Source organism: Cribrihabitans neustonicus, assembly GCF_048820895.1.
In the GTDB taxonomy this organism is placed as follows: Bacteria; Pseudomonadota; Alphaproteobacteria; order Rhodobacterales; family Rhodobacteraceae; genus Cribrihabitans_A; species Cribrihabitans_A neustonicus.
Genome location: NZ_JBMERQ010000009.1, coordinates 11,841 through 38,372, shown reverse-complemented (window position 1 = coordinate 38,372; position 26,532 = coordinate 11,841). Strand labels below are relative to the sequence as shown.

Annotated in this window: 18 protein-coding genes; 12 read left to right on the top strand and 6 right to left on the bottom strand. The window is 66.8% G+C overall.

The window, feature by feature from the left end; translation table 11 throughout:
* Window positions 1-19 precede the first annotated feature (19 nt).
* From ACOHWE_RS16130 to maiA, 4 genes are all read left to right on the top strand, one after another.
* Entirely contained in the window at window positions 20-970 is a 951-nt protein-coding gene (locus ACOHWE_RS16130) for an MBL fold metallo-hydrolase (RefSeq protein ID WP_420667749.1), read from the top strand.
* A 179-nt stretch (window positions 971-1,149) separates the two neighbouring features.
* On the top strand, window positions 1,150-2,769 hold the full coding sequence (locus ACOHWE_RS16125) for an FAD-dependent oxidoreductase (protein ID WP_420667748.1): 1,620 nt from the start codon (window positions 1,150-1,152) through the stop codon (window positions 2,767-2,769).
* Window positions 2,766-2,984 (top strand): DUF2783 domain-containing protein, encoded by a 219-nt coding sequence (locus tag ACOHWE_RS16120; protein WP_420667747.1) that lies wholly within the window; start codon window positions 2,766-2,768, stop codon window positions 2,982-2,984. The genes ACOHWE_RS16125 and ACOHWE_RS16120 overlap by 4 nt, the downstream gene beginning before the upstream one ends.
* A gap of 46 nt (window positions 2,985-3,030) precedes the next feature.
* Window positions 3,031-3,672 carry a maleylacetoacetate isomerase gene (gene maiA / locus ACOHWE_RS16115; protein ID WP_420667746.1) on the top strand — a complete coding sequence of 214 codons (642 nt, stop codon included), beginning with the start codon at window positions 3,031-3,033 and terminating at the stop codon, window positions 3,670-3,672.
* A 4-nt stretch (window positions 3,673-3,676) separates the two neighbouring features.
* Here the strand turns inward: maiA and ACOHWE_RS16110 are convergent, their stop codons facing one another.
* Complete coding sequence (locus ACOHWE_RS16110) at window positions 3,677-5,767, bottom strand: peroxidase family protein (RefSeq protein ID WP_420667745.1); 2,091 nt, start codon at window positions 5,765-5,767, stop codon at window positions 3,677-3,679.
* A gap of 385 nt (window positions 5,768-6,152) precedes the next feature.
* Between ACOHWE_RS16110 and ACOHWE_RS16105 the strand changes: the two genes are divergently transcribed.
* Together ACOHWE_RS16105 and ACOHWE_RS16100 are read left to right on the top strand one after the other, a co-directional pair.
* Window positions 6,153-7,802 (top strand): Glu/Leu/Phe/Val dehydrogenase dimerization domain-containing protein, encoded by a 1,650-nt coding sequence (locus ACOHWE_RS16105; protein ID WP_420667744.1) that lies wholly within the window; start codon window positions 6,153-6,155, stop codon window positions 7,800-7,802.
* A gap of 71 nt (window positions 7,803-7,873) precedes the next feature.
* A complete protein-coding gene (locus tag ACOHWE_RS16100) occupies window positions 7,874-12,007 on the top strand; it encodes a response regulator (protein WP_420667743.1) in 4,134 nt (1,377 codons plus the stop codon).
* Window positions 12,008-12,399: 392 nt separating this feature from the next.
* Here ACOHWE_RS16100 and ACOHWE_RS16095 read toward each other — a convergent pair whose 3' ends face one another.
* Window positions 12,400-13,845, bottom strand: coding sequence for an alanine/glycine:cation symporter family protein (locus ACOHWE_RS16095; RefSeq protein WP_420667742.1), 1,446 nt, complete (start codon window positions 13,843-13,845; stop codon window positions 12,400-12,402).
* A 147-nt stretch (window positions 13,846-13,992) separates the two neighbouring features.
* Between ACOHWE_RS16095 and ACOHWE_RS16090 the strand changes: the two genes are divergently transcribed.
* Entirely contained in the window at window positions 13,993-14,805 is an 813-nt protein-coding gene (locus tag ACOHWE_RS16090) for a helix-turn-helix transcriptional regulator (RefSeq protein ID WP_420667741.1), read from the top strand.
* On the opposite strand, the gene ACOHWE_RS16085 is transcribed toward ACOHWE_RS16090, so the two are convergent.
* From ACOHWE_RS16085 to ACOHWE_RS16075, 3 genes are all read right to left on the bottom strand, one after another.
* On the bottom strand, window positions 14,802-15,761 hold the full coding sequence (locus ACOHWE_RS16085; RefSeq protein ID WP_420667740.1) for an asparaginase: 960 nt from the start codon (window positions 15,759-15,761) through the stop codon (window positions 14,802-14,804). The genes ACOHWE_RS16090 and ACOHWE_RS16085 overlap by 4 nt on opposite strands.
* A 277-nt stretch (window positions 15,762-16,038) precedes the next feature.
* On the bottom strand, window positions 16,039-18,447 hold the full coding sequence (locus tag ACOHWE_RS16080; protein WP_420667739.1) for a YbcC family protein: 2,409 nt from the start codon (window positions 18,445-18,447) through the stop codon (window positions 16,039-16,041).
* 13 nt (window positions 18,448-18,460) lie between these two features.
* Entirely contained in the window at window positions 18,461-20,011 is a 1,551-nt protein-coding gene (locus ACOHWE_RS16075) for a proton-conducting transporter transmembrane domain-containing protein (protein WP_420667738.1), read from the bottom strand.
* 118 nt (window positions 20,012-20,129) lie between these two features.
* Here ACOHWE_RS16075 and ACOHWE_RS16070 point away from each other — a divergent pair, with 118 nt between their 5' ends.
* A complete protein-coding gene (locus ACOHWE_RS16070; protein WP_420667737.1) occupies window positions 20,130-21,020 on the top strand; it encodes a LysR family transcriptional regulator in 891 nt (296 codons plus the stop codon).
* A gap of 389 nt (window positions 21,021-21,409) precedes the next feature.
* Here ACOHWE_RS16070 and ACOHWE_RS16065 read toward each other — a convergent pair whose 3' ends face one another.
* Entirely contained in the window at window positions 21,410-22,618 is a 1,209-nt protein-coding gene (locus ACOHWE_RS16065) for an ROK family transcriptional regulator (protein WP_420667736.1), read from the bottom strand.
* 155 nt (window positions 22,619-22,773) lie between these two features.
* Here ACOHWE_RS16065 and ACOHWE_RS16060 point away from each other — a divergent pair, with 155 nt between their 5' ends.
* From ACOHWE_RS16060 to ACOHWE_RS16045, 4 genes are all read left to right on the top strand, one after another.
* Window positions 22,774-23,790, top strand: a complete 1,017-nt coding sequence (locus tag ACOHWE_RS16060; RefSeq protein ID WP_420667735.1) for a sugar ABC transporter substrate-binding protein — start codon at window positions 22,774-22,776, stop codon at window positions 23,788-23,790.
* 113 nt (window positions 23,791-23,903) lie between these two features.
* Window positions 23,904-24,968, top strand: coding sequence for an ABC transporter permease (locus ACOHWE_RS16055; protein ID WP_420667734.1), 1,065 nt, complete (start codon window positions 23,904-23,906; stop codon window positions 24,966-24,968).
* On the top strand, window positions 24,968-25,744 hold the full coding sequence (locus ACOHWE_RS16050; protein ID WP_420667733.1) for an ATP-binding cassette domain-containing protein: 777 nt from the start codon (window positions 24,968-24,970) through the stop codon (window positions 25,742-25,744). Before ACOHWE_RS16055 ends, ACOHWE_RS16050 begins: the two co-directional genes overlap by 1 nt.
* Window positions 25,741-26,379 (top strand): nucleoside/nucleotide kinase family protein, encoded by a 639-nt coding sequence (locus ACOHWE_RS16045; protein WP_420667732.1) that lies wholly within the window; start codon window positions 25,741-25,743, stop codon window positions 26,377-26,379. Before ACOHWE_RS16050 ends, ACOHWE_RS16045 begins: the two co-directional genes overlap by 4 nt.
* Window positions 26,380-26,532 lie beyond the last annotated feature (153 nt).

Genomic DNA, 26,532 nt, shown 5'->3' with positions numbered 1-26,532 from the left:
GCGCTGAAAGGACAGACCCATGGCCAAGGCATTCGCGTCCCAAGGGGACATGAGCGAAAAGAAGATCTCCTTCACCGAGGTGGGCGACGGGCTTTATGCCTTCACCGCCGAAGGCGACCCGAACTCCGGCGTGATCATCGGCGACGACAGCGTGATGATCGTCGAGGCGCAAGCGACCCCGCGGCTGGCGCAGAAGGTGATCGACTGCGTCCGCTCGGTCACCGACAAGCCGATCACCCATGTGGCGCTCACCCATTACCACGCCGTCCGCGTGCTTGGCGCCTCGGCATTTGGCGCCGAACAGATCATCATGTCGGACACGGCCCGCTCCATGGTGGCGGAACGCGGGCAGGAGGACTGGGACAGCGAGTTCCAGCGATTCCCGCGGCTGTTCGAGGGGCATGAATCGATCCCCGGGCTGACCTGGCCGACCACCACCTTCTCGGACCGGATGAGCGTCTACCTCGGCAGCCGCCGGGTCGACCTCATGCACCTCGGCCGCGCCCATACCGCGGGCGACATCGTGATCCACGTGCCGGACCAGAACGTGATGTTCACCGGCGACATCGTCGAATACCACTCGGCTTGCTACTGCGGCGACGGGCACTTCGGCGACTGGGGCAAGACACTGGACGCGATCAAGGCATTTGACGTCGACGCCATTGCCCCGGGCCGCGGCGATGCACTCGTGGGCCGCGAGATGGTCAACACCGCAATCGAAAACACCCGCGACTTCGTCGAGAGCACCTACCGCCCGGCCGCGAAGGTGGCCGCCCGCAACGGCTCGCTGAAGGAGGCCTGGGACGCGGTGCGTGCGGAATGCGACCCGAAGTTCGCCGACTACGCGATCTACGAGCATTGCCTGCCCTTCAACGTCGCCCGCGCCTATGACGAAGCCCGCGGCATCGACACGCCCCGCATCTGGACCGCCCAGCGCGATCTGGAGATGTGGGACGCGTTGCAGGGCTAGGCCGCGCGCCGCATCCCGGACGTGGTTTGATCCAGATCGTGTCGCGCCCGGCAAAACCGTGGGACAATTGGCTGCCCTCCCGGCGTGCCGCATGCCGTCCGGATGCCGGCCAGTTACTGGCCGGGCGCCGGGGCGCGGCGGAGCTGTGCCGGATGGCACCCACCCGAGGGAGGAAACCGATGAACCAGATCTTTGAACGCCCCCAGTACGCCTACCAGCGCAGCCCGGATCAGGATGCCCCGGCCCCGGTGCGCCACAAAGTGTTCGTGGTGGGGGCCGGGCCGGTCGGGCTGGCCGCGGCCATCGACCTCGCCACGCAGGGCGTCGAGACCGTGGTGCTCGACGACAACGACAAGGTCAGCTTCGGCTCCCGCGCGATCTGCTTTGCCAAGCGGCAGCTGGAGATCCTCGACCGGGTGGGCTGCGCCGGGCCGATGGTGGAAAAGGGGGTGCAGTGGCACACCGGCAAGGTGTTTTTCGATCACCGCAAGGTCTATGAGTTCGACCTGCTGCCGGAGACCGGCCACCGCCGCCCCGCCTTCATCAACCTCCAGCAGTACTATTTCGAGGCCTACCTGGTGAAGCGCCTGCGCGAGCTGCAGGAACAGGGCGCCCCGGTGGAGATCCGCGGCCGCAACAAGGTCTCCGCCATCGGCACCCACCCGGAGCATGTCACGGTGGAGGTGGACACGCCGGAGGGCGCCTACAACATCGAGGCCGACTGGCTGATCGCCTGTGACGGCGCACATTCCCCGACCCGGAAGATGCTGGGCATCGACTTCGCCGGCCGCGTCTTCGAGGACAACTTTCTGATTGCCGACGTGGTGATGGAGGCCGAGTTCCCGGCCGAGCGCTGGTTCTGGTTCGACCCGCCCTTCAACCGCGGCCAGTCGGCGCTGCTGCACAAGCAGCCGGACGGGGTCTGGCGCATCGACCTGCAGCTGGGCTGGGACATCGACAAGGAGCGCGAGAAGCGGCCGGAAAACGTGATCCCGCGGCTGAAGGCGATGCTGGGCGAGGATGTGCAGTTCGAGCTGGAGTGGGTCTCGATCTACACCTTCCAGTGCCGCCGGATGGAGGAGTTCCGTCACGGCCGGGTGATCTTTGCGGGTGACGCCGCGCATCAGGTCTCACCTTTCGGGGCGCGCGGGGCGAATTCGGGCATTCAGGACACCGACAACCTGTGCTGGAAGCTGAAGCTGGTAATCGACGGTACCGCGCCGGAGGCGCTGCTTGACAGCTATGACGCCGAGCGCATCCAGGCGGCGGACGAGAACATTCTGAACTCTACCCGATCGACCGATTTCATCACCCCCAAGTCGGAAATGAGCCGGATACTGCGCGATGCGGTGCTGGACCTGTCAGAACATCATGAATTCGCGCGCCCGCTGGTGAACTCGGGCCGCCTGTCGCTGCCGGCGATCCACGATGGCTCGCCACTCAATTCGGCGGACGCGCTGGACGGGCCCGAACGCACCCGCCCCGGCGCCCCCTGCCCCGATGCACCATTGGGCGACGGCTTCCTGCTTGATCGCTTGGGAGGCAAGTTCGTGCTGCTTACAATCGATGCCGACGCCCCGGACCGCATCGAGGAAGCGGGAATCGAGGCCACCCGGCTGGCGCTTTCGGTGAAGGACGACAAGACACTGGCACTGAAGGACCGTTATCTGGGCAAAGCCGAAAGCGGCGTCTACCTGATCCGCCCGGACCAGCACATCGCTGCCCGCCGCCCCAGTTATGACGACAATCAGTTCCGGCACGCGATCCGCCGGGCTGCAGGTATGGAGCACGCGCAATGACTGCCACGGACGACCTGATCCTGACCCCCAATATCGAAGGCGCAGACGACTTCTACGCCGATCTCCTCGCGGCGCATGAGGGTCTGAGCAAAGCCGAAAGCGATGCCTATAACGCCCGGCTGGTGCTGGTGCTGGCCAACCACATCGGCTCCCGCAGTGTGCTGAACCAGGCGCTGCAGGCTGCCGCGCGCAAGCCCGCGGAGGCCAGCGCTTGAGCTGCGCGCAATTGAGTTGCGGTGCCCGGCGCAGGGGGCATGCGGCATGAGCGAGGTAGTGCTTTATGACTACTGGCGCTCGTCGGCCAGCTACCGGGTGCGCATCGCGCTGAACCTCGCGGGCATCGCTTACCGCGCGGTGCCGGTGGATCTGGCCGCGGGCGAACAGCGCAGCCGTGAACATCTGGCCCGCAACCCGCAAGGGTTCGTGCCGGTTCTGGAGATAGACGGGCTGCGGCTGACCCAGTCGCTCGCAATCATTGATTACCTGGAGGAATCCCGAAACCTCGGCCTGCTGCCCAGACCCCCCGCCCAGCGGGCCAAGGTGCGGGCGCTCGCGCACTCGATCGCTGTGGATGTGCACCCGGTCTGCAACCTGCAGGTCGCCAAGCACGCCACCCTCATCAGTGGCAACAGAGCGGACATGCCGATGGCCTGGATGCAGCACTTCATCACCCCCGGCCTCAGGGCGTTCGAGGCGTTGCTGCAGGAGTTCGATGCCGCGCCATTCTGCGCCGGGGCATCACCGGGGCTGGCCGACATCTGTTTGATGCCGCAGCTCTACAACGCGCGGCGCTGGCAGACGGATCTCTCTGGCCTGCACCGGGTGCTTGCAGTGGAGGCCGCCTGCGCGCAGCACCCGGCCTTTGCCGCGGCGCACCCGGACGCGGTGCGGCCGGCGAGGTAAGGTCCTACCAGAACAGGCTCGCCCCCTGCATATCCAATTCAGCCAGGCCCGTGCCTTCGATCAGCAGTGACCAGCCGTCGCCGTTGACGATGGAAACACCGTCGCTGGTTTCAGTGACCTCAAGCCCACCCGGATCGCGGCTGTGGATGCGGATCTGGTCATGACCGGCCTCGTAATCCGTGACCCTGTTGGCACCCTGCTCATAGGTCTTGAACAGAAACACATCCAAGCCGGCGTCCCCCTGCAAAATGTTGTCTCCGGCCCCGCCGGCCAGAGTGTCATTTCCCCCGCCGCCCTCCAGCAGATCATTGCCGCGGTGGCCGCGCAGCACGTCGTTGCCCCTGCCCCCTTTCAGCGCATCGTTTCCGCCCAGGCCGTAGAGCGTATCGTGCCCGGCATCGCCAAAGACGAAGTCGTCGCCCCGGCCGCCACGGAGCAGATCGTTGCCCCAGCCGCCGTCCAGGCAATCGGCGCCGTTGCTGCCTTTGAGGAGATCGTCACCGGCGCCGCCCTGCAGGTCGTCATCGCCGCCCCGGCCATACAAAAAGTCATCTGCGTCGCCGCCGAAGATGAAGTCTGCCTGTCCCGTCCCTTTGAGAATGTCCTGAAGTTCGCTGCCGCCAATCCGGTTCATCGCGGCGAACACGTCCTTCTGGATCGCCTCGATCCCGGTGTTGGCAAGCAGGACATCGGACAGCCGGGTCTCCCACAGCGCCGTCCGTTCCGCCGCTGTCAGATTACTGCTGCTGGCGCTCCAGAAGGGGTCGCCGTCGCGCAGCCGGGTGAACTGATCGACCATCACCGCGGTGAAGGTCTCTCCCAGGAGTCCGCTGCCCACAGGATCCTCGGCGAGGCCGCCGATCCAAGCGTCGACAAGATCAGTGTCGCCGTAAAGCGCCTCCAGACGCGCCGCCAGATCGAGGTCGGAGGTGATGTCGGAGAAGTGCGCCGCCCGCGTGAGCCCCATCGCTTCGCGCAGGTTGTTGTAGCTGGCCATCCCCAGATCCCGGCCGCGCTGGATATTCAACGCCGCGAGATCTAAGCCCCCCGCCCCTGGCGGGCCAAACAGGAAGGAGCGCACATCCTCCACCACCTGCGTGTCGATGGCCTGCGACTGCTGCCCCGCAGCACCGCGTATAACGTCGTCGATCATGTGCTTTTCGGTCAGCAGATGCGGCTGGAAGAAGGCATCGCGCAGCGCCAGCGGTTCCAGCGCGGTGCCGTCTTCGGCGGTTCGCTGCAGGTTCGCGGACAGGAGCGTATGACCCAGCCGGAACACCACGGTAGAGAATTCCGCTGAGATGCCCGGGTTCACCGCGGCATCAAAGCCCCGGTACTCCGGCAGCGCGTCCTCGCCAATCAGCAGCGGCAGGAACTCCCTGTAGGTAATCGCCTGGATGACCGCCTCCACCCGCACCCGCGCGGCGTCGAACAGCGCCTCTTCCGAAAGGTGCGGCATGCGTTCGGCCAGCAGGTCCACCTGGCGGTTGTGCTCGCGGGTGAAGATCGTGTGCATCGAGGACAGTGCCGTGTTCTCTGCCGCCCGGACATCGCCGGTCAGCAGGGCGCCGTCTTCCAAGTAGAGATACCCCCCCGCGGTCATCTTCATTTTGCCGCCCTCGCCCCGCATGGCCTCCAGCGCCGCGGCGTCCGAGCCATAGATCATCGAGGCATCGATGTAGCCGGTGATCTGATTGACATAGGCGCCGTTCTCCTGGTCCACCCGGGAGAAAGGGATCACTGCATCGCCGCTGCCATTGGGATCGAAGTAAGGATCTCCGGCGGGCACCGGAATATTGGCGGTTACGCTGTGCCCGGCCTCGGTCAGCGACAGGTCGTGATCGAGGAACTGCCCCCAGATCCACAGGAAGTCGGACAGGCCCGCTGCATTGCCGGGCCCGCCCGTCTGCACCGCGATCATATTGGAAATCTCCCGCGGGTTCGGCCTGTCTCCGCCGGACATCTCGCCATTCGGGCCCAATTCGGACGGTGCCAGTTGCAGCAGGGCTGTTCCTGCTGCCCCCCAGTCGGGATTTTCCGGATTGGACCAAGAGCCATCGGCCGGCCGCCTGGCCGCATGAAAAGTACCGGACATCGATTCCCCCGTTTCACTAATTAATCACACAGGTCTTCAATGCGCCGTTTCCGGAACCGCAGGGGAACAGCACCGGACGGCCGCTAATGGCGTGTGAGACGCAGCGTCCCGCTTCAACCGCCACGCACGCGCAAGAAACAGGATATCACAAAGTCGGCATGAACTGTGAGAATCGCGAAGGCCCAATTCCCGGTTTTATTTTTCCGATTCTGCCGCGATTTGCTTGCCTTCCGTTCGCCCGGACCTAGCGCTCCCGCCAGCCGCGGCGCGCGTGTTCTGCGATCACATCTTGGCGATCAGAAGCCCGAAAAGGTGACTGCGGCGGTGTTCTGTATCAGCATAGAACAGCCGTTTGCCGCCGTTTTCACTGCTGAAAGGACACAGCATGGCCGGCCCGCCTGTCCGTCTCCTCCTGGTCGAGGACAACCCGCTGCACGCAAAGCTTGTTGAACGCCTGATCGAAGGCGCGCCGCAACTGAATTGCGCGCTGGAGACCGCAGCGACCCTGGCGGAGGGACTCTCGTGCCTCAGCGCGGGCGGGGTGGACCTGGTGCTTCTCGACTTGGTGCTGCCCGACAGCCGCGATCTGGAAACCCTGTTCCGGGTCCGGGCCGCGGCACCCGAGACGCCCGTGGTGGTGCTGACCGCGGTCGATGATCTCAAGCTCGCCGCCAGCGCGGTGGAGGCAGGCGCCAGCGACTACCTGGTGAAATCCGATCTCAACGCGGTCTCGCTGGACCGGGCCATCCGTTACACGCTGGCGCGTGCCCGGGCGCGCACCGCGGAGTGGGACTCGCCAATGTTCCGGCTCGCACAGCAGCAGTTCCTGAAGGCGGCGCAAATCATGGAGCTCGACGACAACATCCGCCAGCGGCTTTTGTTTCCGCAGCGCACGCAGGTGGTTTCTTTCCCCTTCTTCCGCGACGACCGCACCCAGGTGGAAACCGTCTTCGGCTACCGGGTGCAGCATGTGCTGACGATGGGGCCGACCAAGGGCGGGGTGCGCTACCACGAAGACGTGGACTTGGGCGAAGTGGCGGCGCTGGCCACCTGGATGACCTGGAAATGCGCACTGATGCAGCTGCCCTTCGGCGGCGCCAAGGGCGGCGTCCGCGTCGACCCGACCGGCCTCTCCCGCCACGAGCTGCAGCGGCTGACCCGGCGCTACACCACCGAGATCATCGACATCATCGGCCCGGACAAGGACATCCCCGCCCCGGACATGGGCACCAACGAGCAGGTGATGGCCTGGATGATGGACACCTACAGCCAGCAGGTGGGCTACACCGTGCCCACGGTGGTCACCGGCAAGCCGGTGGTGCTGGGCGGCTCGCTTGGCCGCCGCGAGGCCACCGGGCGCGGCCTAGTCTACATGATCGAGGCGGCGGCAAAACACACCGGCCTCGATCTGCAAGGCGCCAGCGCCGTGGTGCAGGGCTTCGGCAATGTCGGCAGCTTCACCGCAAAGTTCCTGGAGGACGCCGGCGCCCGGGTCATCGCTGTGAGCGACGTTTCCACCGGGCTCTACAATCCCAAGGGGCTGCCGGTCGCCGCGCTGATGCAGCATGTGGCGGAAAACCGGGTGCTCAAGGGCTTTGCGGGCGGCGAGGCGATCACCAATGCCGAACTGCTGGAGACCAAATGCGACGTGCTAGCCTTGGCCGCGCTGCAGAACCAGGTGACCGCCGCCAATGCCGACCGCGTGCAGTGCCGGATCCTGGCCGAGGGTGCCAATGGGCCGACCTCTCTGGAGGCGGATGAGATCCTCAATGAACGAGGCGTCACGATCCTGCCTGATATTCTGGGAAACGCCGGCGGTGTCACCGTATCGTATTTCGAGTGGGTGCAGGGCACCCAGAACCTCACCTGGAAGCTGGAGGAAATCAACCGCCGCCTGCGGGAGATCATGCTCAATGCCTTTGAACGCACGGTGGCACGGGCGGCGCGCGGCGGGCTCGATATGCGGACCGCGGCGCTGGTGGAAGGGGTGCAGCGGGTGACCGACGCGAAGCTCCTGCGCGGGTTGTTCCCGTGAGTCCGGCAAGCCGGACAGGAGCGGGGGGATATCGCGCATACGCATGACGCGGTAATGGAAAGGCCGGCCGGATGCAAAAGGCGCCCCATACCGCCGCACCGGCCCGGACCGCGCTGGCAGAACGCATCCTGCTGCGCGGCCGGGGCTGGGTGATCGGCACAGTTGCGCTCCTCAGCCTGGCGCTGACCCTGGTGGTGTGGCTGGCACTGCTGAAGGAAGCCCGCGAAACGAGGGCGGCGGAATTTGCCCGTATGGCTGCGCGCCAGGTCGAAGCAGTTGAACGGCAGCTGTTGCAGGGCGCCTCGGCGCTGGATGCGCTGCATGGTTTCTTCGCCAGTTCGCGCTCCGTCGAGCGGCGCGAGTTCGCCACCTTCTCCCGCCCGTTCCTGGAGAGCCAGCCGAACATCGATCTCGCACTTTATGCCCCTGCGGTGCAAAATAACCTGCTGGGCTTCTGGGAAAACCTCGGCACCGCTCAACTTGGTGAGGCCTTCGCCATCTTTGAGACCGCGCCAGAAGGCAGCCGCCGGGAGGTGGAGCCGCGGCCACTCCACTATCCGGTTTTCTTTGCCCAGTCCGCCGAGGGCAGTGTCACCGGAACTCTGGGCTATGACCTTGCTGCGGAGCCGGTGGTGATGGCGGCAATTGCCTCCGCCCGCGCGAGCCGCGGCACTGCTGCCACCGCCCCGCTCTCGCTGCCAGGGCTGGCAGCGGGGCAGGCGCGCATCGCGGTCGTGGGGCTCCACTTTGGCCGCGAGGGCCAGGTCGAGGCGGAGCCGCAGGGCGTAGTTGCGGTGGTTTTGCAGATAAGCGGGATCCTGGCTGCCGTGCAGCAGCAGTTTCCCCGGGACGGTATCGCGCTGCACCTGTTCGACGGCACCAGCGGCGCATACATGGCCGGCGTGGCGCCGGGCCCTGCGGCTACGGAGGACGCGCTGGATGCCGAGGCGCTTCTGGCAGCGGCACCTGTCAGCCACCGGGCCAGCATCCGCTTCCGTGGCCGCGGCCTGACCCTGATTGCCCTGCCGGCCCGGACCGCACCGCCCGGGCAATGGCTGTCGGGAGCTACCGTCGCGCTGGCGGGCGGGCTGACGGTGACCGCGCTGCTTGCGGCCTTCCTCACCTCGCTCAGCCGCCAGATCGCCGAGCGCAGCCGCGCTGAGGCCGCGCTGCGCGAACAGGCGTCCCTGCTGCGGTGCAACCAGGCGATCACCCGCGCCGCCAACGAGGCCGCGGGGCAGGAAGAAGCCTTGCAAGCCGCGCTGACCGAGATCTGCCGCCACACCGGCTGGCCGGCCGGGCATGTCTACCTCTTCGATGCCGCCTCCGGTGAGCTGGTCCCTTCCGGCATCTGGCAGTTGCCGGAGCCGGACGCCTTCGCCGCCCTGCGCCGGGTCACCGCAACCGCACGTTTTGCACCCGGCACCGGCCTGCCCGGGCGGGTCTACGAAAGCGGGCAGCTCGCCTGGATTGAAGATGTCACCCGCGATGCCAACTTCCCGCGCGCGCAGCAGGGTACCGATATCGGCGTCCGTACCGCCGCGGGTTTCCCGGTTACCCATGATGGCCAAGTGGTGGCGGTGCTGGAGTTCTTCTCGGACCAGGTGGAGGAGAAAGACCCCGCGCTGATGGACATGATGGCGCAGATCGGCGTGCAGCTGGGCATCGTGGTGGCCCGCCAGCGCGCCGAAAGCGACGCTCGCGAGGCCCGTGCCAAGGCCGAATACGCCAGCGCCCAGCTCACCGACGCGATCGAGGCGGTGGAGGAGGGCTTTGTGCTCTACGACGCCGACGACCGGCTGGTCCTGTTCAATTCGGTCTTCCAGCAAAAATTCTACCCGCCGGGGGAAAAACTGGAACCGGAGATGACGTTCCACGAAGTGATATCGTCAGCGCTTCGGGCTGGCGGCGGTCTCCTCCGGCCGGCGGAAATGAGCGACGACGAGTTCCTGGAGTCCCGCCTGGCCATTCACCGCAATCCGGGCAAGCCGATAACAGCGGAGACGACGGACGGGCGCTGGATTATGATCAGCGAACACAAGACCCGCGACGGCGGCACCGTTTGCGCCTATACCGACATCACCGAGCTGCAAAAGCACCGCACACGGCTGGAAGAGATGGTGGCCGGCCGCACCGCCGAACTGAACGAGCGCACTGAGGAGCTGCGCCGCTCTCATGCGGAGCTTAAAAAGGCCCGCGATGCGGCGCTGCAGGCGAGCACCGCCAAGAGCCAGTTCCTCGCCAACATGAGCCACGAGATCCGCACACCGCTGAACGGGGTGATCGGCATGGCTGAGCTGCTCTGCGGCACCGACCTCACGCCGCAGCAGCGCGAATATGCGCAGATCATCATGCAGGCGGGCGACACGCTGCTGGCGCTGATCAACGACATCCTCGACTTCTCCAAAATCGAGGCGGGGCGGCTGGAGCTTGAAACCGTCCCCTTCCGCTTGCGGGACCTTCTCGGCGATACACTCCACACGCTCGCGATGCGGGCCGCCGAAAAGGGGCTGGAGCTGGCGCATCACATCCCGCCCGAGGTGCCCGACCGGCTGATGGGGGACCCGACCAGGCTGCGGCAGATCATTGTCAATCTGGTCGGCAATGCCATTAAGTTCACCGAGACCGGCGAAGTCATCGTCGACACCCGCCTGACCGGTCAGAACGAAGATCATGTGACACTGGAATTTGAGGTGCGCGATACCGGCATCGGCATCCCGGCCGGACAGCAGGAGCGCATTTTCGAGGCCTTTGGCCAGGCCGACGCCTCCACCACCCGGCGCTATGGCGGCACCGGGCTGGGACTGGCTATCTCCGCCCGGCTGGCGCGCAAGATGGGCGGGGGAATGCGGCTGCGGAGCGCTCCCGGCCAGGGCAGCGTGTTTTCATTTGCGGTTCAGCTGGGCCGCGCCAGCGAAGATGAGCTGCCGCGGGCCGCCGTGCCACGGGAGCTGGAGGGTATGGCGGTGCTGGTGACCGACGACAACGCCACCAACCGCCGCATCCTGGCCGAGGTGCTGGAAAGCTGGGGCATGAAGGTGGTGCTGAGCGAGGATGCCGCGGGCGCACTTGAGCGGCTCGATGCACTGGCTGCGGAGGATGCCGCGCCGCGGCTGGCATTGCTCGACCTGATGATGCCGGAAACCGACGGGCTGATGCTGGCCGAGCAGATCCGAAGCCGAGCGGAATTGAAGAACATGCGCATCCTGATGATGTCTTCGGCAGGCTATCCGGACGGCGATAAGCGGCTGCATAGCTTGGACGTCCACCGCCTCTTGGTAAAGCCGGTGAAGCAATCGGACCTGCTCAATGCCATCCTGGCCGTGGCCGGGCCCGGCGAAGTGCCCGTCAAGCCGGGCATCCCCGCCGGTCCAAAAGCAGGCGCGGACGCAGGACCGCCGCCGCTGCACATCCTTCTGGCCGAGGACGGCGTGGTGAACCAGCGGGTGGCGATGGACCTGCTCAGCCGTCAGGGCCACCGGGTCGACCTCGCGGAGAACGGCCGCGCGGCGGCGGACATGGCGGCGCGGTCCCGCTATGACGTGGTGCTGATGGATATGCATATGCCAGTGCTGGACGGCGTCGCCGCCGCCCGGGAAATCCGCGCCCGCGAACAGGCGGACGGCCGCCCTCCAGTGCCGATCATCGCCTGCACCGCCAGCGTCACCCCGGCAGACCGCGCCCGCTGCGCCGCCGCCGGGATGAATGGTTTTCTGGGCAAACCGTTCCGCGGCGAAGACCTGCTGCAGGCGGTCGCCGAAGCCCCGGCCCAAGCTGGGCGCGGCGGGCTCGCGCTGCTGGCCGGCGGCAGAGAGGACCGCGGCCCTTCCGCTGCAGTAACGGCGCAGGGTGCGGATCAGGAGCCCGCGCCGGTGGACTGGCAGGATGCTCTGGGGCGGCTGGGCGACGAAGCGCTCCTGCGCGAGATGGCGGAGCTGTTCCTGTCCCAGGCCCCCGGGCTGGCCGAAGCTATCGAGGCGGCGCGCACTGCGGGCGACGCCGCGGAACTGCGCCGCGCGGCCCACACGCTGAAGGGCTCTGCCAAGGTGGTGAGCGCCTCCGGTGTCGCTGCCCTCGCCGAACAACTGGAAGCTGCGGGCCAGCGCGAGCAGCTGGCCGCTGCTCCGGCCCTGCAGCAGCAGCTGGACCGCGAGCTGAAACGCTGCGCCGAAGCGCTGGAAGACAAGCTGGCCGCGGCAAGCTAGCGCCGGGGCGGGGGCAGCTATGGCTGCCCTTGCCCGCGCGCCGTTCACTGGCGCATTCATATCCAAGTAAAAGGCCGGAAAGATACAGATGCCGCAGATGCACTGCAGGCAAGCTCACACGCACCGACGGACTGGATGGTCCCGGCCGGGCTGCGGAGTTCCGCGCGATGCAATTCCAGGCCATGGGAAACGGTATTGAGATCAATCCCGGCGCGGCGCTGGCAGGTCCGCATGGGGGCCCTGCCGGGGGCGAAACTCTGCGGGACGCCCCCGGCATTTTGGGTGGCCGCGCGGGGCTCAGCCCTTTGCGCCGCCCGGCAAGCCGCCGGTCTGAGCCGGGGACTGCCAGTGGCGCGCCGCCATAGCGGCGCGCCGCATTCCCCCATCAGCGCTTACGCGGCCTTTTCGCGCTGCTGCGCCACCGGCTTCCACGCGGTGCGGTCGATGTCCAGGTCGGCATAGTTGTCCGGATCCAGCACCGGGCGTGCCACGCCCGCCTTCAGCTGCGCCCGGAAATCGCGCAGCAGACGCATCGCGACCGGGAAGAGCATCATGATTGCCAGCAGGTTCACCAGTGCCAGAATGCCCATCATCGGATCCGAGAAGAAGAACACCGCCGTGGCGCCCGGCGCGGTCGCACCCAAAAAGACGATGCCTATGATCGCCAGCCGGAACAGGGTCAGCGACATCGGGTGCGGCGTCAGCACGGTCAGCGCATTCTCACCCAGGTAGTAATTGTAGGTGATCGAGGAGAAGGCAAACAGCAGGATCGCCCCGGTCAGGAAGTACTGTGCCCAGTCGCCCAGGTGATGGACCATCGACTGCTGCGTCAGCGCCACGCCATCAATGCCTTCGGCGCCCGGCTGGTAGACGTCGCCCAGAAGGATCACGAAAGCGGTGCAGGAGCAGATCAGGATGGTGTCGATGAATACCGAAAATGCCTGGGTTATGCCCTGGCTTACCGGGTGGCGCACGTCAGCAGTTGCTGCGACGTTGGGAGCCGAGCCGAGCCCGGCCTCGTTGGAGAACAGCCCGCGCCGCAGACCCTGCGCGATTGCCGCGCCCATGCCGCCGCCGACGGCCTGCTCAAGGCCAAAGGCGTTTCTGACGATGGAGAGGAGGACACCCGGCAGCTCGGTGAAGTTCAGGACGATCACCACCAGCGCCATCAGGATGTAGCCGATCGCCATAACCGGCACCACGACGTCCGCCACCTTGGCAATGCGGTGGATACCGCCGAAGATGATGATGCCCGCCGCGAGGGCCAGAAGCGCGCCCGTGTAGAGCCGGTCCACACCCAGGCTGTCCTGTACGGCGCCCGCCACGGTGTTGCCCTGGAAGGCGTTGAAGCCGAAGCCGAAGGCCGCGATCAGGCAGATGGCATAGATCACCGCCAGCCACTTGTACTCGACCCCGAGCCCGTGGATGATCGAGCGGGCGGGCCCGCCGCGGAAATCGTTCTCGCCCTCGCGGCGCTTGAACAGCTGCGCAAGCGAGCATTCGACCAGGCTGGTCGCCATGCCGACCAGTGCAACTGCCCACATCCAGAACACTGCACCGGGCCCACCGAGCGTGATGGCCACAGCCACGCCCGCGATATTGCCGCCGCCGACCCGGCCGCCGACCGACAATAACAGCGCCTCGCGCGCGGAAATCTGGCCGGGATCGTCCGAGTTGGCATCATTGCGCAGCACGCGGAACATGCGCCCAAAGAACTGGAACTGCACAAAGCCGGTGGCCAGGGTGATGAAAACGCCGAAAATGACCAGGATCGGGATCAGCGACCAGCCCCAGGTCAGGTCGCCGATCAAGCCGAAAATTCCTTCGACAAACTCCATAAGATGACTCCTTCTGCGGCGGGAAACGCCTCCCCGCCAGTTCGGCGCAACCTAGGCAGGGCGGCCGGAATTCTGAATTCACAAACTTGCGGCCGGAATGAGCGGCTTGTAACAAAAACCGCATCAACTAGCGAAAGTTCCGTTCAGATGTCGCGCGACCTGCCCCAAAACCTGCGCCTGCTGTGCAGCTACCACAAGTCCGTCGCCGAGGTGTGCCGGCGGCTCGGCGTCAACCGCTCGCAATTCAACCGCTACCTCAACGGCACCAGCTTCCCGTCGCTCAGGCTGATGCGGCGGCTGTGCGATTTCTTCGGGGTGGAGGAAAGCGAGCTCCTGCTGCCGCACGGCCAGTTTGCCGAGGTGGTGCGGCTGAAACCGAGCGAGTCCGGGGTGCGGGCGGAAACCGATCTGGTCGCGGCCATCGCCGGCGACCTGCGCCAGGGCTCGCGCGCGCCGCTTGATCACTACACGGGCTATTATTTCACCTACTACAACTCGATGTCGCACCCGGGGCTGATCCTGCGCTCGCTGACCCGGCTCTACCGCACGCCGCATGGGATCAACGTGAAAAGCGTGGAGAGCGTGGGCTTTCCTGGGGCGCGCAAATTCACTTGCAAGTACGAAGGCGCCTGCTTCATGCTGGGCGACCGGATTTTCATGACGGTGATGGAGATGCTGACCCGCAACGAGGTGATGCAGATCATCCTCTATCCCAGCTACAACAACCGCATCCGCTTCCTGACGGGCGTGGTCTCGGGCGTAGCGGCCCGCGCGCCGCGGCCGCCTGCCGCGACGCAGATCGTGTTCCAGTACCTTGGCAAGACTGCCGACCTGCGCAAGTCGATGCGGATGTGCGCGCTGCTCCGGCCCGAGGATCCGCAAATCCCCGAGGAGATCCGCAGCACGCTGGCTGCCGGCCTGCGGGACCGCTCCAGCCTGATCGAAGCGCCCCTGAGCTAGGGCGCCGCGGTCAGCTCGCCGCAGAGGCAGGTTTGCAGATACTGCCGCCGCGCCTCGAACTCCGCCGCGCGGGCGAGCGCGAAATGCATCTTCACATAAGCCATCTCGGGAGTGATATCGCGGCCGTCGATCACGCCGCTGTCGCGCAGCACCTTGCCCGCCGCATAGGTGCCGAGCCGCATGCCGCCCTCGGGGCATTGGCTGACCGCGATCACCGGCACCTGCCGCGCGCGGGCGGCCTCCAGCGCGGCGCGCAGCTCCGGCAGGTCCGGTGCGGTGCCCGAGCCATAGCAGCGCAGCACCAGCCCGGCGCAATGCGCGGCGGCGTGGTCCAGAAGCCCGGCCCAAAGCCCCGGCGTGACCGAGAAGACGCCCACCCGGTCCCCCGCGGTGCGCCGCAGTCCGGGCTGATCCGCCGGAATCAGCGGCGCGACGGCACTGGTATTCGCGGCAAAGGAATCGAGTGCGCTGGAATGCGACTTCCGCACCCGCGCGCCGTGCAGCAGCTTGCCCGCAAACTGCACCCAGACACCCGGCGCGGTGCTGGCGGCGGCGTTCAGCGCGTCGGCAAGGTTGCGGCTCCCGTCGCTGCCCGCAACCGTCAGCGGCAGCATCGCGCCGGTCACGATCACCGGCTTTTCCAGCCCTTCCAGCGCGAGGCAGAGCGCCGCGGCGGTATAGGCCAGCGTGTCGGTGCCATGGGTCACGGCAAAGCCGTCGCAGCACTCCCGCGCGGCGAAGATCGTCTCTGCGATGCGGTTCCAGTCAGCGGGCGTCGCTTCGGCGCTGTCGATGAGCGGTTCCAGCGTTTCGATGCGGATCCCGGCCGCCACCGTGGCCTTCGCCGTGAGCTCCTGCACCGCAGCCTCCACCACGCCCTGGCGCGGCGCGAACCCATCCGGTGTTTCGGCCATGCCGATGGTGCCGCCGGTGTGGATCAGCAGTATCCGTTTCAAGACTTTACCCCTCGCAGTTCCGCGGGCAGCGCCGTACCGCCCGCGCTGCAAACTGTACCACCAAACGCCGTGACGCCAGAGGTTTGCCCGGAAGGGACTGGCGCGGAACGCCTCTGAACCAGCGTCAAGCCGCACCACTCCTGCGGCAGTGCCCACCACCGGCGGCTTTCGGCCTTGTCCCGCGCCGGGGGGGCACGCGGGCGCGGGCCCCGCCCGCGAAGAAAGCCGGGCGCCTGCACGACCGCAAGAGCCCGGTGAGTGCCGTTTGGTGAGCGCCCTACTCGGCGGCGAGCGCAGTCTCCGCCTCCCGGTTCCCTGCCGGGCTCCAAGCCAGATCACCCTCGTAGCGCCAGGCCAGCTGGCCCGCGTCATCCATGGCAAAGAGGTGCAGCCAGCGGTTGTCGAACAGCGCCTTCACCTGCGGATGGCGGCCAAAGATTTCGCTCATCGCCTCACGCGGGGCCTCGATCGCCACCGTCAGGCGCACAGGGTCATGCTGCAGCCCGCTGCCGTCATGCACTGACTGCCACGGCAGCCCGGACCGCAGCGCGCCGCCGTTGCCTTCGAGGACGCCGATACCTCCCGCCACATTGTGCAGCAGCTTGTTGCCGCCACCAAACAGCTCCGGTGCCACGGTGGAACCGTAGTATTGCAGGCTGATCCAGCTCGCGACCACCACCGGCGCGGTGAGGATCAGCTCCAGCACGCCGAAGCCCTCGTCGCTCTGCCAGTCATAGCTGTGCAGGAAGGACTGCCCGGCCAGCGCAGTGCCCTCGGTGCGGTGGCGCGGCGCGGCGATGAAGGCACGGCAGCCCGCGAGACCCCATTCGGGCCGCAGCTCGGCCCAGTCCTGGGCGCGGCGCAGCACGTCCGCCTCGCCGCCCGCGCGCGGCAGACGGCCCGCCCGCTCGGCCCGGGCCAGCCGGCCCGCGGCCTCCAGCCAGGACTGCAGCCGTGCGACGGCGTCCTTCCACGGTCCGTTCGGCAGGTCCTGCTCGTAGAGCGTGACGCGGTCGGTGGTGGTGTGGTGCATCGCGGGCAGGAACACGGTGTCCGAGGGGATCTCGATCCCATGTTCGCGCAGCCCTTCGCGCACCTTGGCGTCGTTCAGCAGCCCCGCCAGCAGCCGCGCGTTCACATCGCCCGCGTAGCCGCCGCAGGCGCCGCAATGCAGCGCGCTTTCATGCGGGTTGTTGGTCACATCGGCGCCATGGCCGACGAGCATCACCATCTTCGCGAAGTCCTTGGTGAGCGACATCGCCCCCAGCACGGTCTTTGCCATGGTTATGCGCGCCTCCAGCCCGATCGCAGGGTCGAGCTGCGGCGCGGGCTCCGCGGCCGCGGGCTTGCCGCCCGGTGCCAGCGCATCGCGCAGCAGCTTGCCCGCGTAGACCGGGCCGGTTGCCTCCACGAAGGCAAAGGACGAAACCGCCGCCAGCTTGAACCGTCCCCATGCCCGCTTGGCCCGCGCCGCATAGCGGCGGTCGTGGCTTGCTTGCTCGGGCTCGGCGGCCTCGGACTGGACACCGGCGTTGAGCAGCACCGGCCCGCGGGCTTCGGTCACGTCGGATCCGGCCGCCTTGTGGGCGCTGGCGAGGCCAAAGAAGCCCGCAAAGCCGATGGTCTCGATGCCTGCATCCTGCGCCTCCAGCGCCCGGCGGAACACCTCGGAGCGCACGTCGATACAGAAGGCGGCCTGCACCTGCGGGCGGCCCTCCCGCTTGCGCGGGGCGGCTTCAGCCAGCATGCCCGCAAGCTTGCGCTGCCCGGCCCGTTCGGCTGCCTCTTGCAGCACGGCGTCGATCACCTCCGCGCGGCCAGGGGCCACCGGCGCCTCATGCGCCTCGACGACCTCTTGCCAGCGCTCCGCGATCTGCTCGCGGTAGAGTGCAAACACCGCCTCTTCAAAAACCATGCGGATCGCCAGAAGCTCGGTCACCGTGTTGTCGCTGCCGCCTTCCAGCTCGGCCTGCCACAGGAGGTAGCGGGCATATTGCGCCCAGCCGCCCAGGGTGCAGAGCCAGCGGTGGAACAGCGTGCCGGCGGCGGCTGAGCTCACGCCCAGCGCCTCGCTCGCGCGGCCGATCACCCGCCAGTGCGAGCGGTTGGTGTCCGCAACAAAGGCCGCAAAGCCGGTCAGCCCGTGGATTTCCGGCGTCAGGTCGCGCATTGCGTACTCGCGCCACGCGGTGTAGGCGCCGCCCGCCCGGCCGGGCTGCCAGAGCGCCTGGCCCTGGTCGAAATGGCTCGCCGCCCAATGACCGATGCGCTCCTCGATCAGCCCCGGCCAATCGATACCGGAGACATCGGCGGCCAGCTCAGCCACCGTGGGCAGCGCCTGGGGTGCATCCCCCTCACTGCCGAGAGCGGCTTTGACGTCCTCCAGGCTGGGCCTGTAAAAAGGGCCGTCCATCCCGGAAAGCGCTGCGCGCAAGTCTTCGTCCAGAATCTCTCCGGCCGCCAGTTTCGCGGCCCAATGCTGGCGCTCCGGCGTGATCCGGCCGCCCGCCACCCGCGCCAGCCGGGCGGCGGTCACCGCCAGCGGCTCGCCGGTCTGGCCCAGGAAGGGGTTCACCGCGACACTGGCCGAAAGCGGAAACAGCGGCGGGATTGCCTTGGCGGCGCTGTTCGCCTCGGACACCAGCTCCAGGAGCGCGGCGGGATAGGTTTCAAGCTTCATGAACATGTTGGAGCTCCCTTCAGGCAGTTTCTTGCTTCGCCCGGCCGCCCAGCAGCTTGTCGAAGACCGCGTTAGCGTAAAGTCCGTTGGACAGGTGCACCCGGAGGCCGGCGGCGGCCGGATGCGTGGCCCAGAGCGGGAAGGTGGCCTGCGCGACGGCAGTGACGCCGAAGCTCAGCAGCGCGAGCACGATCAGCGCCCATTCCAGCGGCCCCGGAGCCGGCGCGGGCGGCAGGGTGCCGGCGGTCAGGAACTGCGCCGCCATCTGCAGCAGGAAGTAGCTGACCGAGGCAGCGCACGCGCAAAGCACCGTGCGCCGGGTCAGCGCGCCGGGGGCGGCGTCGGCAAAACCCTGCGCCAGCAGGTAGGCCACCCCGAAGATCAGGATCACGCCCAACGCGATTGCTTGCACCGACTTGCCGTCAAAGCCGAACAGCGCCCCGATCAGCACGTAGATCGCGATGGCGGCGCCAAAGGCCTGCAGCACGTTGCGCGCGCTCGGCACCGCGACGGGGCCTGGGCGGCGGATCGCTGCGACATTGCGCACCGCTTCACCAGCGCTCAGGAAGGCATGCGCCTTGTAGAGCGAATGCGCCACGATGTGCAGCAGCGCCAGCGGGAACAGCGCGAGGCCGCATTGCATCACCATGAAAGCCATCTGCGCAATGGTGGACCAGGCGAGCGAGGTTTTGACCGCGGGCTGGGTCAGCATCACCAGGCCGCCGAACAGCGCGGTGAAGCCGCCCAGCATCACCAGCAACGCCATCACTCCGGGCGCCGCCAGCATCACGTCGGCAAAGCGGATCAGGAGGAAGCCGCCCGCGTTGATCACGCCCGCATGCAGCAGGGCGGAGACCGGCGTCGGCGCCTCCATCACCTCGGTCAGCCAGCCATGCACCGGGAACTGCGCCGAGGCAACCACCGCCGCCAGCGCCAGCAGAAGCGCCGCCGCGATGGTGAGCGCGCCGGGCTCCGCAGCAGCGAGGATGGTGGCGATGTCGGTGGTGCCATGCAGCGCGATCAGCACCGCAACGGCGGCGCCCAGCGCCACTTCGGCAAGGCGCGATACCACGGCCTTCTTGCGCGCCGCCCGCCGGGCGGTGGGGCGCTCCGGGTAAAACAGCAGAAGCCGGTTCAGCGCCAAGCTGGTGGCCACCCAAGCGCCTAGCAGCTGGATCAGGTTGCCCGCGGTCACCAGCAGGAGCACGGCCGCCAGCGTAGCTGTCATCCAGGCCGTGAAGGCCCCCTGCCGCGCCTCGCCATCCATGCAGGTGGCCGAATAACGCAAGACTATCCAGCCGATGAAGCTCACCAGCACCAGCATGGCAGCGCTCACCGCATCAAGCCGCACCGAAAGCCCCACGCCCAGCGCCCCTATCAGGGGCGAAGTACCTGGGCCGTATATCACCAGCAGCGCCGCGGCGGCGGCCGAGACGCCAAAAGCAGAGAGCCCCGCCCACGCCGCAAACTGCGGCACACGCCCCGGGCGGAACCCCGGATGACGGCTGGCATGGAACGCCGCCGCAAGCAGGATCAGCGGGCTGACCAATGGCAGAAAGAGATGGAGCATTATGCGATTCCCCTATTTATCGACGGGCCGCGGCCCTTTGCGGGGGGAGAAATAGATTGCCAGCCTTCGCGAATAAAATTCATTGTTAGCGCGATATCATTCTATTAAATTAAACGACATGCCGCTGAACTATCATCATCTGCGCTATTTCTGGGCAGTCGCCCATGACGGCAACCTGACCCGGACGGCGGACCGGCTGAATCTATCGCAGTCGGCCCTGTCAGTGCAGATCAGGCAGCTGGAGGAACGGCTTGGCCATGCGCTGTTCGAGCGGCGCGGCCGAAAGCTGCACCTGACTGAGGCGGGGCGCATCGCACTGGACCATGCAGATGCGATCTTTGCCGCCGGGCAGGAGCTTGTCGCGACGCTGCAGGAGGCGGGTCAGGGCCGCAAGGCGCTGCGCATCGGCGCGCAGGCCACCCTGTCGCGCAACTTCCAGATCGCCTTCCTGCGCCCGATCCTGGCGCGGCGGGATGTGGAGGTGATCCTGCGCTCCGGCAGCCCTGTGGAGCTGCTTGAAGGCTTGGAAACGCTGAATTTCGATCTGGTTCTGATGAACCGGCCGCCACCTGACGACAGCCTCACGCCGTATGAAACCCACCGCATCGCCGAACAGGCGGTCAGCATCGTCGGCTGCCCCGGACGGCTCGACCCTGCGCTGCCGCTGAAGGCGCTTATGGAGACCCAGCCCTTCATCCTGCCTACCCCCGACAATACGCTGCGCACTGCTTTCGACGCACTGGCCAGCCGCCTGTCTGTGCGCCCGCAGGTTGCAGCGGAGGTGGACGACATGGCGATGATGCGGCTGCTTGCGCGCGAGGACATCGGCCTGGCACTGGTGGCGCCGATCGTGGTGCAGGGGGAGCTAGCATCCGGCGTGCTGCTGGAGGCTGAGGAGCACCCCCGCATCCACGAAACCTTCTATGCCATCACTCTGCGCCGGCGGTTCCCCAATCCGCTGGCCCAGGAGCTTCTCGCAAGCATCGACAGCCCCGCGTTCCTGCCCTGAGCGCGGCCGGTCACGCGCCGGCCCCCGATCCCCGGGACTTCATCCTGCGCCAACTGCCCCGCCCTTTTTCTCAAAGGGCGGGGTCAAACGACAGTTCAGCTCTAAAAGGTGCCGGACTTTTCCTCCTCCCCCGCAGGCCTGGGACCGCCGTTTTCGGCTGGCGCCAGGCGGGACCAGCCAAAGAGCTCCGGCGGACCTTCCGCGGCAATGCCGGGGACCTTGGTCTATACTGAAGGAAGCGGGCGCGCAGGTGGCAGGGATTTAGAGAGGCTGGGGGCGCTCGCTCACCCGGCCCCGCTGGCGGATTTTCCTGACGCGCTGGTGTCATAGGACAGCGGCCATGGTTGGGGCCAGGGACAGCAGCCGTGCCGAGCCCTGGGGGTGATGTCTCAGGGTGTCTGGTAAACCTCGCCCGGGCCGGTATGGGTGTCGAGCAGGAACTGGGCAAAGAGCGGGCCGCTTGCCGCCCCGATTGGGCGGGCATTGGCGCCGGTCAGCCCCTCCGCAACCGCCGGACGGATCAGACCCCGGACATCGAGCTTTGTGATCTCCTGCTGCACACCTTCCGCCAGCCGCGCCCGGATCTCCACCGGCAGGAAGCCATCGATCAGCACCGCCTCAAAGTCGATCACCGCGCATGCTGCGAGACTGGCCTGCGCCAGAGCCGAAGCCGCCTCCGCGAGCCACGGACCGGACTGCGCCTCGAACCCGGACCAGTCGAGCGGCAGGCGCCAGAGCCGTTCGCGCTCCAGCCCGGCCGCATTGAGGCGGCTTTCCAGCACATGCAGGGACGCGACGTCCAAGAGCTGCTGCGGTCCGTGCGCCCCCTGGATCGTCATCGGTCCCAGAGCGCCGGCATTGCCGCGCACGCCTTCGTAGACCGAGTGGTTCAGTACGACCCCGCCGCCGATGAAGGCACCGACGAAGAAATAGACGTAGTCGCGGAATTCCTTGCCGCGGCCGAAGGCGTGCTCGGCCCGGCAGGCGGCGGTGGCGTCGTTAACCGGGAACACCGGAAGCGCCGAGAAGCGCGCGATCTCATCCGGAACCCTGATGTCCTTCCATACCCGGAAGTCCGCTTTCGGCGCCTTGGCCTGCTCATGCCAGCTCCACAGCTCGAACGGCGCGGCGACGCCGATGCCGCAGATCCGCCCCACACTTTCCGGCGGCAGGGCCCCCTCGATCTTGCGCATGCCCGCCCGGACAAAGTCAAACACCGGTTCCGGCATCGGATAGTCATAACGCAGCTGCAACTGGCTGCGGATCCCGCCGGTGAAATCCATCAGCAGCAGGTCGGCGCTGCGCCTCCCGATCTTGAGCCCGTAGGAAAACAGCCCGTCCGGATTGATGGTCATTGGCACCGAGGGCTTGCCCACCCTGCCTTTCACGCTTTCACCGCGGATCAGCAGCCCGTCGCTCTCCAGTTTGCGCAGGATTACCGAGGCCGTTTGCGGCGACAGCTTGGTGCGGCGCGCGATCTCGCTGCCCGGAAGCGCACCGTGGCGCAGCAGGGTTGAGAGCAGCAGCCGCTCGTTATAGGCGCGCACACCGCTCTGGTTCACGCCGCTGCTCAAGGTTCTGACTTTGTCGATTGCCATGCCGCAGCCTTAAACCTGTCCGGGGTAGAAGAACAATGGTCCGCGCCGATTAATAAATCAACTTGATTTAATTATTGACGCAGGCGCGCGATTCGGGCTTTCCTGCCTGCATTCGGGCGCATTGCGCAAAAAACAACCGATGTAGGGAGGACAAGATGAAACGACTGATGCTGGGGGCCGCCGTGGGCCTGACCGGTCTGGCCGGGATGGCTCAGGCCCAGGAGAATATCACCGCATGCCTGATCACCAAGACCGACACAAACCCCTTCTTCGTGAAGATGAAGGAAGGCGCCGAGGCCAAGGCCGAAGAGCTTGGCATGTCGCTGAAATCCTTTGCGGGTAAGGTCGATGGCGACCACGAAACCCAGGTCGCGGCGATCGAGACCTGCATTGCGGACGGCGCAAAGGGCATCCTGCTGACCGCCTCGGACACCAGCTCGATCGTGCCGGCCGTAGAGCAGGCGCGCGATGCCGGGCTCCTGGTGATCGCGCTCGACACCCCGCTGGAGCCGATCGACGCGGCCGACGCCACCTTCGCCACCGATAACTTCGTCGCGGGCGAGCTGATCGGCAAATGGGCCGCCGCCACCCTGGGCGAGGAAGCCGCAAACGCCAAAATCGGTATGCTGGACCTGGCTGTCAGCCAGCCTTCGGTGGGCGTACTGCGCGACCAGGGCTTCCTGCAGGGCTTCGGCATCGATCTGGGCGATCCGAACAAGTGGGGAGACGAGGACGACCCGCGCATCGTCGGCCATGACGTGACCGCCGGCAACGAGGAGGGCGGCCGCCGCGCCATGGAGAACCTTCTCGCCTCCGATCCGATGATCAACGTGGTCTACACCATCAACGAGCCGGCCGCTGCCGGTGCTTATGAAGCGCTGAAGGCGATCGGCCGGGAAAACGACGTTCTGATCGTTTCGGTCGACGGCGGCTGCCCCGGGGTGCAGAATGTGAAGGACGGCGTGATCGGCGCCACCTCGCAGCAATATCCGCTCGACATGGCCGCGCTCGGCATGGAGGCGATCAAGACCTGGGCCGAAACCGGCGAGAAGCCGCAGCCGTCCGAAGGCAAGGACTTTTTCGACACCGGCGTTGCGCTGGTGACCGACAAGCCGGTGGATGGCGTGGAGTCGATCGACACCGAAAAGGGCACCGAGCTGTGCTGGGGCTGATGCCGCATAGCTTCTCCTTGCGTTAACACCTGAATCCTTGGGGGGCGGGCGCTGCGCTTGCCCCTCACCGGCCCGGAGCCCCAAGGCGCTTTCCGGGCGAACGGAGGCTTCCCATGACCACCAATCCGCAGAACTTCGAGGCGGCGGCCGCTGGCAGCCCGCAGGCCGTGGCCGAGTTCGACGAACACTCCGCATCCCTGCTGTCGAAATTCCAGCACCTGCTGCACGTGACCCCGTCGCTGGTGCCCCTGATCGTGCTGACGCTGTCGGTGATCGTTTTCGGCCTGTTGCTCGGCTCGAAGTTCTTCTCGCCTTTCGCGCTGACCCTGATCCTGCAGCAGGTCGGCATCGTCGGAATCGTCGCCTGTGCCCAGTCGCTGGTGATCCTCACTGCAGGCATCGACCTGTCGGTAGGGGCCATCATGGTGCTGAGTTCGGTGGTGATGGGGCAGTTCACCTTCCGCTACGGCCTGCCGCCAACAGTCGCCATCTTCTGCGGGCTGGCCTGCGGCACGCTCTGCGGCTTCATCAACGGCTGGCTGGTCGCGCGGATCAAGCTGCCGCCCTTTATCGTGACGCTGGGTATGTGGCAAATCGTGCTGGCGACCAATTTCCTCTATTCCGCAAACGAAACCATCCGCAGTCAGGACATCGCCGAACAGGCGCCGCTGCTGCAACTGTTCGGAGAAAAGATCCGGGTCGGCGGCGCCGTCTTCACCTACGGGGTGATCTTCATGGTGCTTCTGGTGCTGCTCCTGGCCTACGTGCTGCGCCATACCGCTTGGGGGCGCCACGTCTACGCCGTCGGCGATGATCCGGAGGCGGCGGAGCTGTCAGGCGTGAAGGTCAAGCGCACCCTGATCTCCGTCTACATGCTGTCGGGGCTGATCTGCGCCTTTGCCGGCTGGGCGATGATCGGCCGGATCGGCTCGGTCTCACCGACCTCGGGCCAGCTTGCAAACATCGAAAGCATCACCGCGGTGGTGATCGGCGGCATCTCGCTCTTCGGCGGCCGCGGTTCGATCCTCGGCACCTTCTTCGGAGCGCTGATCGTCGGGGTGTTCTCGCTGGGCCTGCGCCTGATGGGAGCGGACGCGCAGTGGACCTATCTGCTGATCGGCCTGCTGATCATCGCCGCCGTCGCCGTGGATCAATGGATCAGAAAGGTATCGGTCTGATGGAACCCATTCTCAAAGCCCGCAACCTGGTCAAACGCTACGGCAAGGTGACCGCGCTGGACCACTGCGATTTCGACCTGATGCCCGGGGAGATCCTCGCCGTGATCGGCGACAACGGGGCGGGCAAGTCCACCCTGATCAAGGCGGTCTCCGGCGCGGTGGCCCCGGATGACGGCGAAGTCTGGCTGGAGGGCCGCAAGGTACGATTTTCTTCGCCGCTCGACGCCCGCGAGGAAGGCATCGAGACGGTCTACCAGACCCTCGCCATGTCGCCCGCGCTGTCAATTGCCGACAACATGTTCATGGGCCGCGAACTCAGGAAGCCGGGCTGGCGCGGCAAATACCTGCGCCAGCTCGACAAGCCGGAGATGGCGCGCATCGCCCGGGAAAAGCTTAATGACCTGGGGCTAATGACCATCCAGAACATCAACCAGGCGGTCGAAACGCTGTCCGGCGGCCAGCGCCAGGGCGTTGCGGTGGCGCGGGCGGCGGCCTTCGGCTCCAAGGTGATCATCCTGGACGAGCCGACGGCGGCGCTTGGCGTCAAGGAATCCCGCCGCGTGCTGGAGCTGATCCTCGACGTGAAGTCGCGCGGCATCCCGATTATCCTGATCAGCCACAACATGCCGCACGTCTTTGAGGTGGCGGACCGCATCCACGTCCACCGCCTCGGCCGGCGGCTGTGCGTGCTGGACCCGAAAGAGCACTCGATGTCGGACGCTGTGGCCTATATGACCGGCGCCAAAACCCCGGAAGAGGACCACGCGAGCGCATGACCGCGAGGCTGTCCGGCATTGGGGCGCTGGCTTCAGCGATTGCCACGGCCACGCCTGGGGGGCGGCGGCTATTGGTGGGGCTTTCCGGTGCGCCGGGCTCCGGAAAGTCGACCCTCGCGCAAGCCGCCGCCGATGCGCTGAATCAGAAGGGGCTCCGCACCGTGGTGGTTCCGATGGACGGGTTTCACCTTGACAACGCAATCCTGAAAACCCGCGGCCTCCTCGCCCGCAAGGGCGCACCTGAGACCTTCGACCTCGGCGGCTTTGCCCGCCTGCTTGCAGCGCTGCGGCAGGAGGACGAGGTGTTCTACCCGGTTTTCGACCGTGCCCGCGACATCGCCATTGCCGGGGCCGGCCGGGTCGGACCGGAACACAGGGTCGTGCTGGCGGAAGGCAACTATCTCCTGTTTGGCGAACCCGGCTGGCGCGACCTTGCGCTGCTTTGGGATGTCTCCGTCCGCGTCAGGGTCCCGGTGCCGGAACTGCGCCGCCGGCTGATCGCACGCTGGGAGGCGCATGGGCTCGATGCCGAGGCTGCAGCAGCCCGCGCCGAAGGCAACGACCTTGCCAACGCGGCCCGGATCGAGGCAGCCGAGCTGCCTGCAGATATCGACTTTTCGGGCACCCCGGCATGATCCTCCATCCTCCGCCGCGGCGAAGCCCTGATCCACATGATCCCGCGGAAAACGGCCAGCCGGAAGGGCGCTTTCGCGCCCCCTCGGCGGCGGGCGGCTTTCTACACCGCGATCGCGCCTGGCCGGCCTGAAGGTGGCACGGGCAAGCGAGAC

What these genes read in the sequence shown, in the direction of transcription:
- ACOHWE_RS16070 (WP_420667737.1), top strand. Translation starts at nt 20,130, where the DNA reads ATGCCGCTGAACTATCATCATCTGCGCTATTTCTGGGCAGTCGCCCAT.
- ACOHWE_RS16075 (WP_420667738.1), bottom strand. Translation starts at nt 20,011, where the DNA reads ATGCTCCATCTCTTTCTGCCATTGGTCAGCCCGCTGATCCTGCTTGCG.
- maiA (WP_420667746.1), top strand. Translation starts at nt 3,031, where the DNA reads ATGAGCGAGGTAGTGCTTTATGACTACTGGCGCTCGTCGGCCAGCTAC.
- ACOHWE_RS16130 (WP_420667749.1), top strand. Translation starts at nt 20, where the DNA reads ATGGCCAAGGCATTCGCGTCCCAAGGGGACATGAGCGAAAAGAAGATC.
- ACOHWE_RS16050 (WP_420667733.1), top strand. Translation starts at nt 24,968, where the DNA reads ATGGAACCCATTCTCAAAGCCCGCAACCTGGTCAAACGCTACGGCAAG.
- ACOHWE_RS16110 (WP_420667745.1), bottom strand. Translation starts at nt 5,767, where the DNA reads ATGTCCGGTACTTTTCATGCGGCCAGGCGGCCGGCCGATGGCTCTTGG.
- ACOHWE_RS16055 (WP_420667734.1), top strand. Translation starts at nt 23,904, where the DNA reads ATGACCACCAATCCGCAGAACTTCGAGGCGGCGGCCGCTGGCAGCCCG.
- ACOHWE_RS16120 (WP_420667747.1), top strand. Translation starts at nt 2,766, where the DNA reads ATGACTGCCACGGACGACCTGATCCTGACCCCCAATATCGAAGGCGCA.
- ACOHWE_RS16080 (WP_420667739.1), bottom strand. Translation starts at nt 18,447, where the DNA reads ATGTTCATGAAGCTTGAAACCTATCCCGCCGCGCTCCTGGAGCTGGTG.
- ACOHWE_RS16095 (WP_420667742.1), bottom strand. Translation starts at nt 13,845, where the DNA reads ATGGAGTTTGTCGAAGGAATTTTCGGCTTGATCGGCGACCTGACCTGG.
- ACOHWE_RS16100 (WP_420667743.1), top strand. Translation starts at nt 7,874, where the DNA reads ATGCAAAAGGCGCCCCATACCGCCGCACCGGCCCGGACCGCGCTGGCA.
- ACOHWE_RS16090 (WP_420667741.1), top strand. Translation starts at nt 13,993, where the DNA reads ATGTCGCGCGACCTGCCCCAAAACCTGCGCCTGCTGTGCAGCTACCAC.
- ACOHWE_RS16065 (WP_420667736.1), bottom strand. Translation starts at nt 22,618, where the DNA reads ATGGCAATCGACAAAGTCAGAACCTTGAGCAGCGGCGTGAACCAGAGC.
- ACOHWE_RS16125 (WP_420667748.1), top strand. Translation starts at nt 1,150, where the DNA reads ATGAACCAGATCTTTGAACGCCCCCAGTACGCCTACCAGCGCAGCCCG.
- ACOHWE_RS16045 (WP_420667732.1), top strand. Translation starts at nt 25,741, where the DNA reads ATGACCGCGAGGCTGTCCGGCATTGGGGCGCTGGCTTCAGCGATTGCC.
- ACOHWE_RS16060 (WP_420667735.1), top strand. Translation starts at nt 22,774, where the DNA reads ATGAAACGACTGATGCTGGGGGCCGCCGTGGGCCTGACCGGTCTGGCC.
- ACOHWE_RS16105 (WP_420667744.1), top strand. Translation starts at nt 6,153, where the DNA reads ATGGCCGGCCCGCCTGTCCGTCTCCTCCTGGTCGAGGACAACCCGCTG.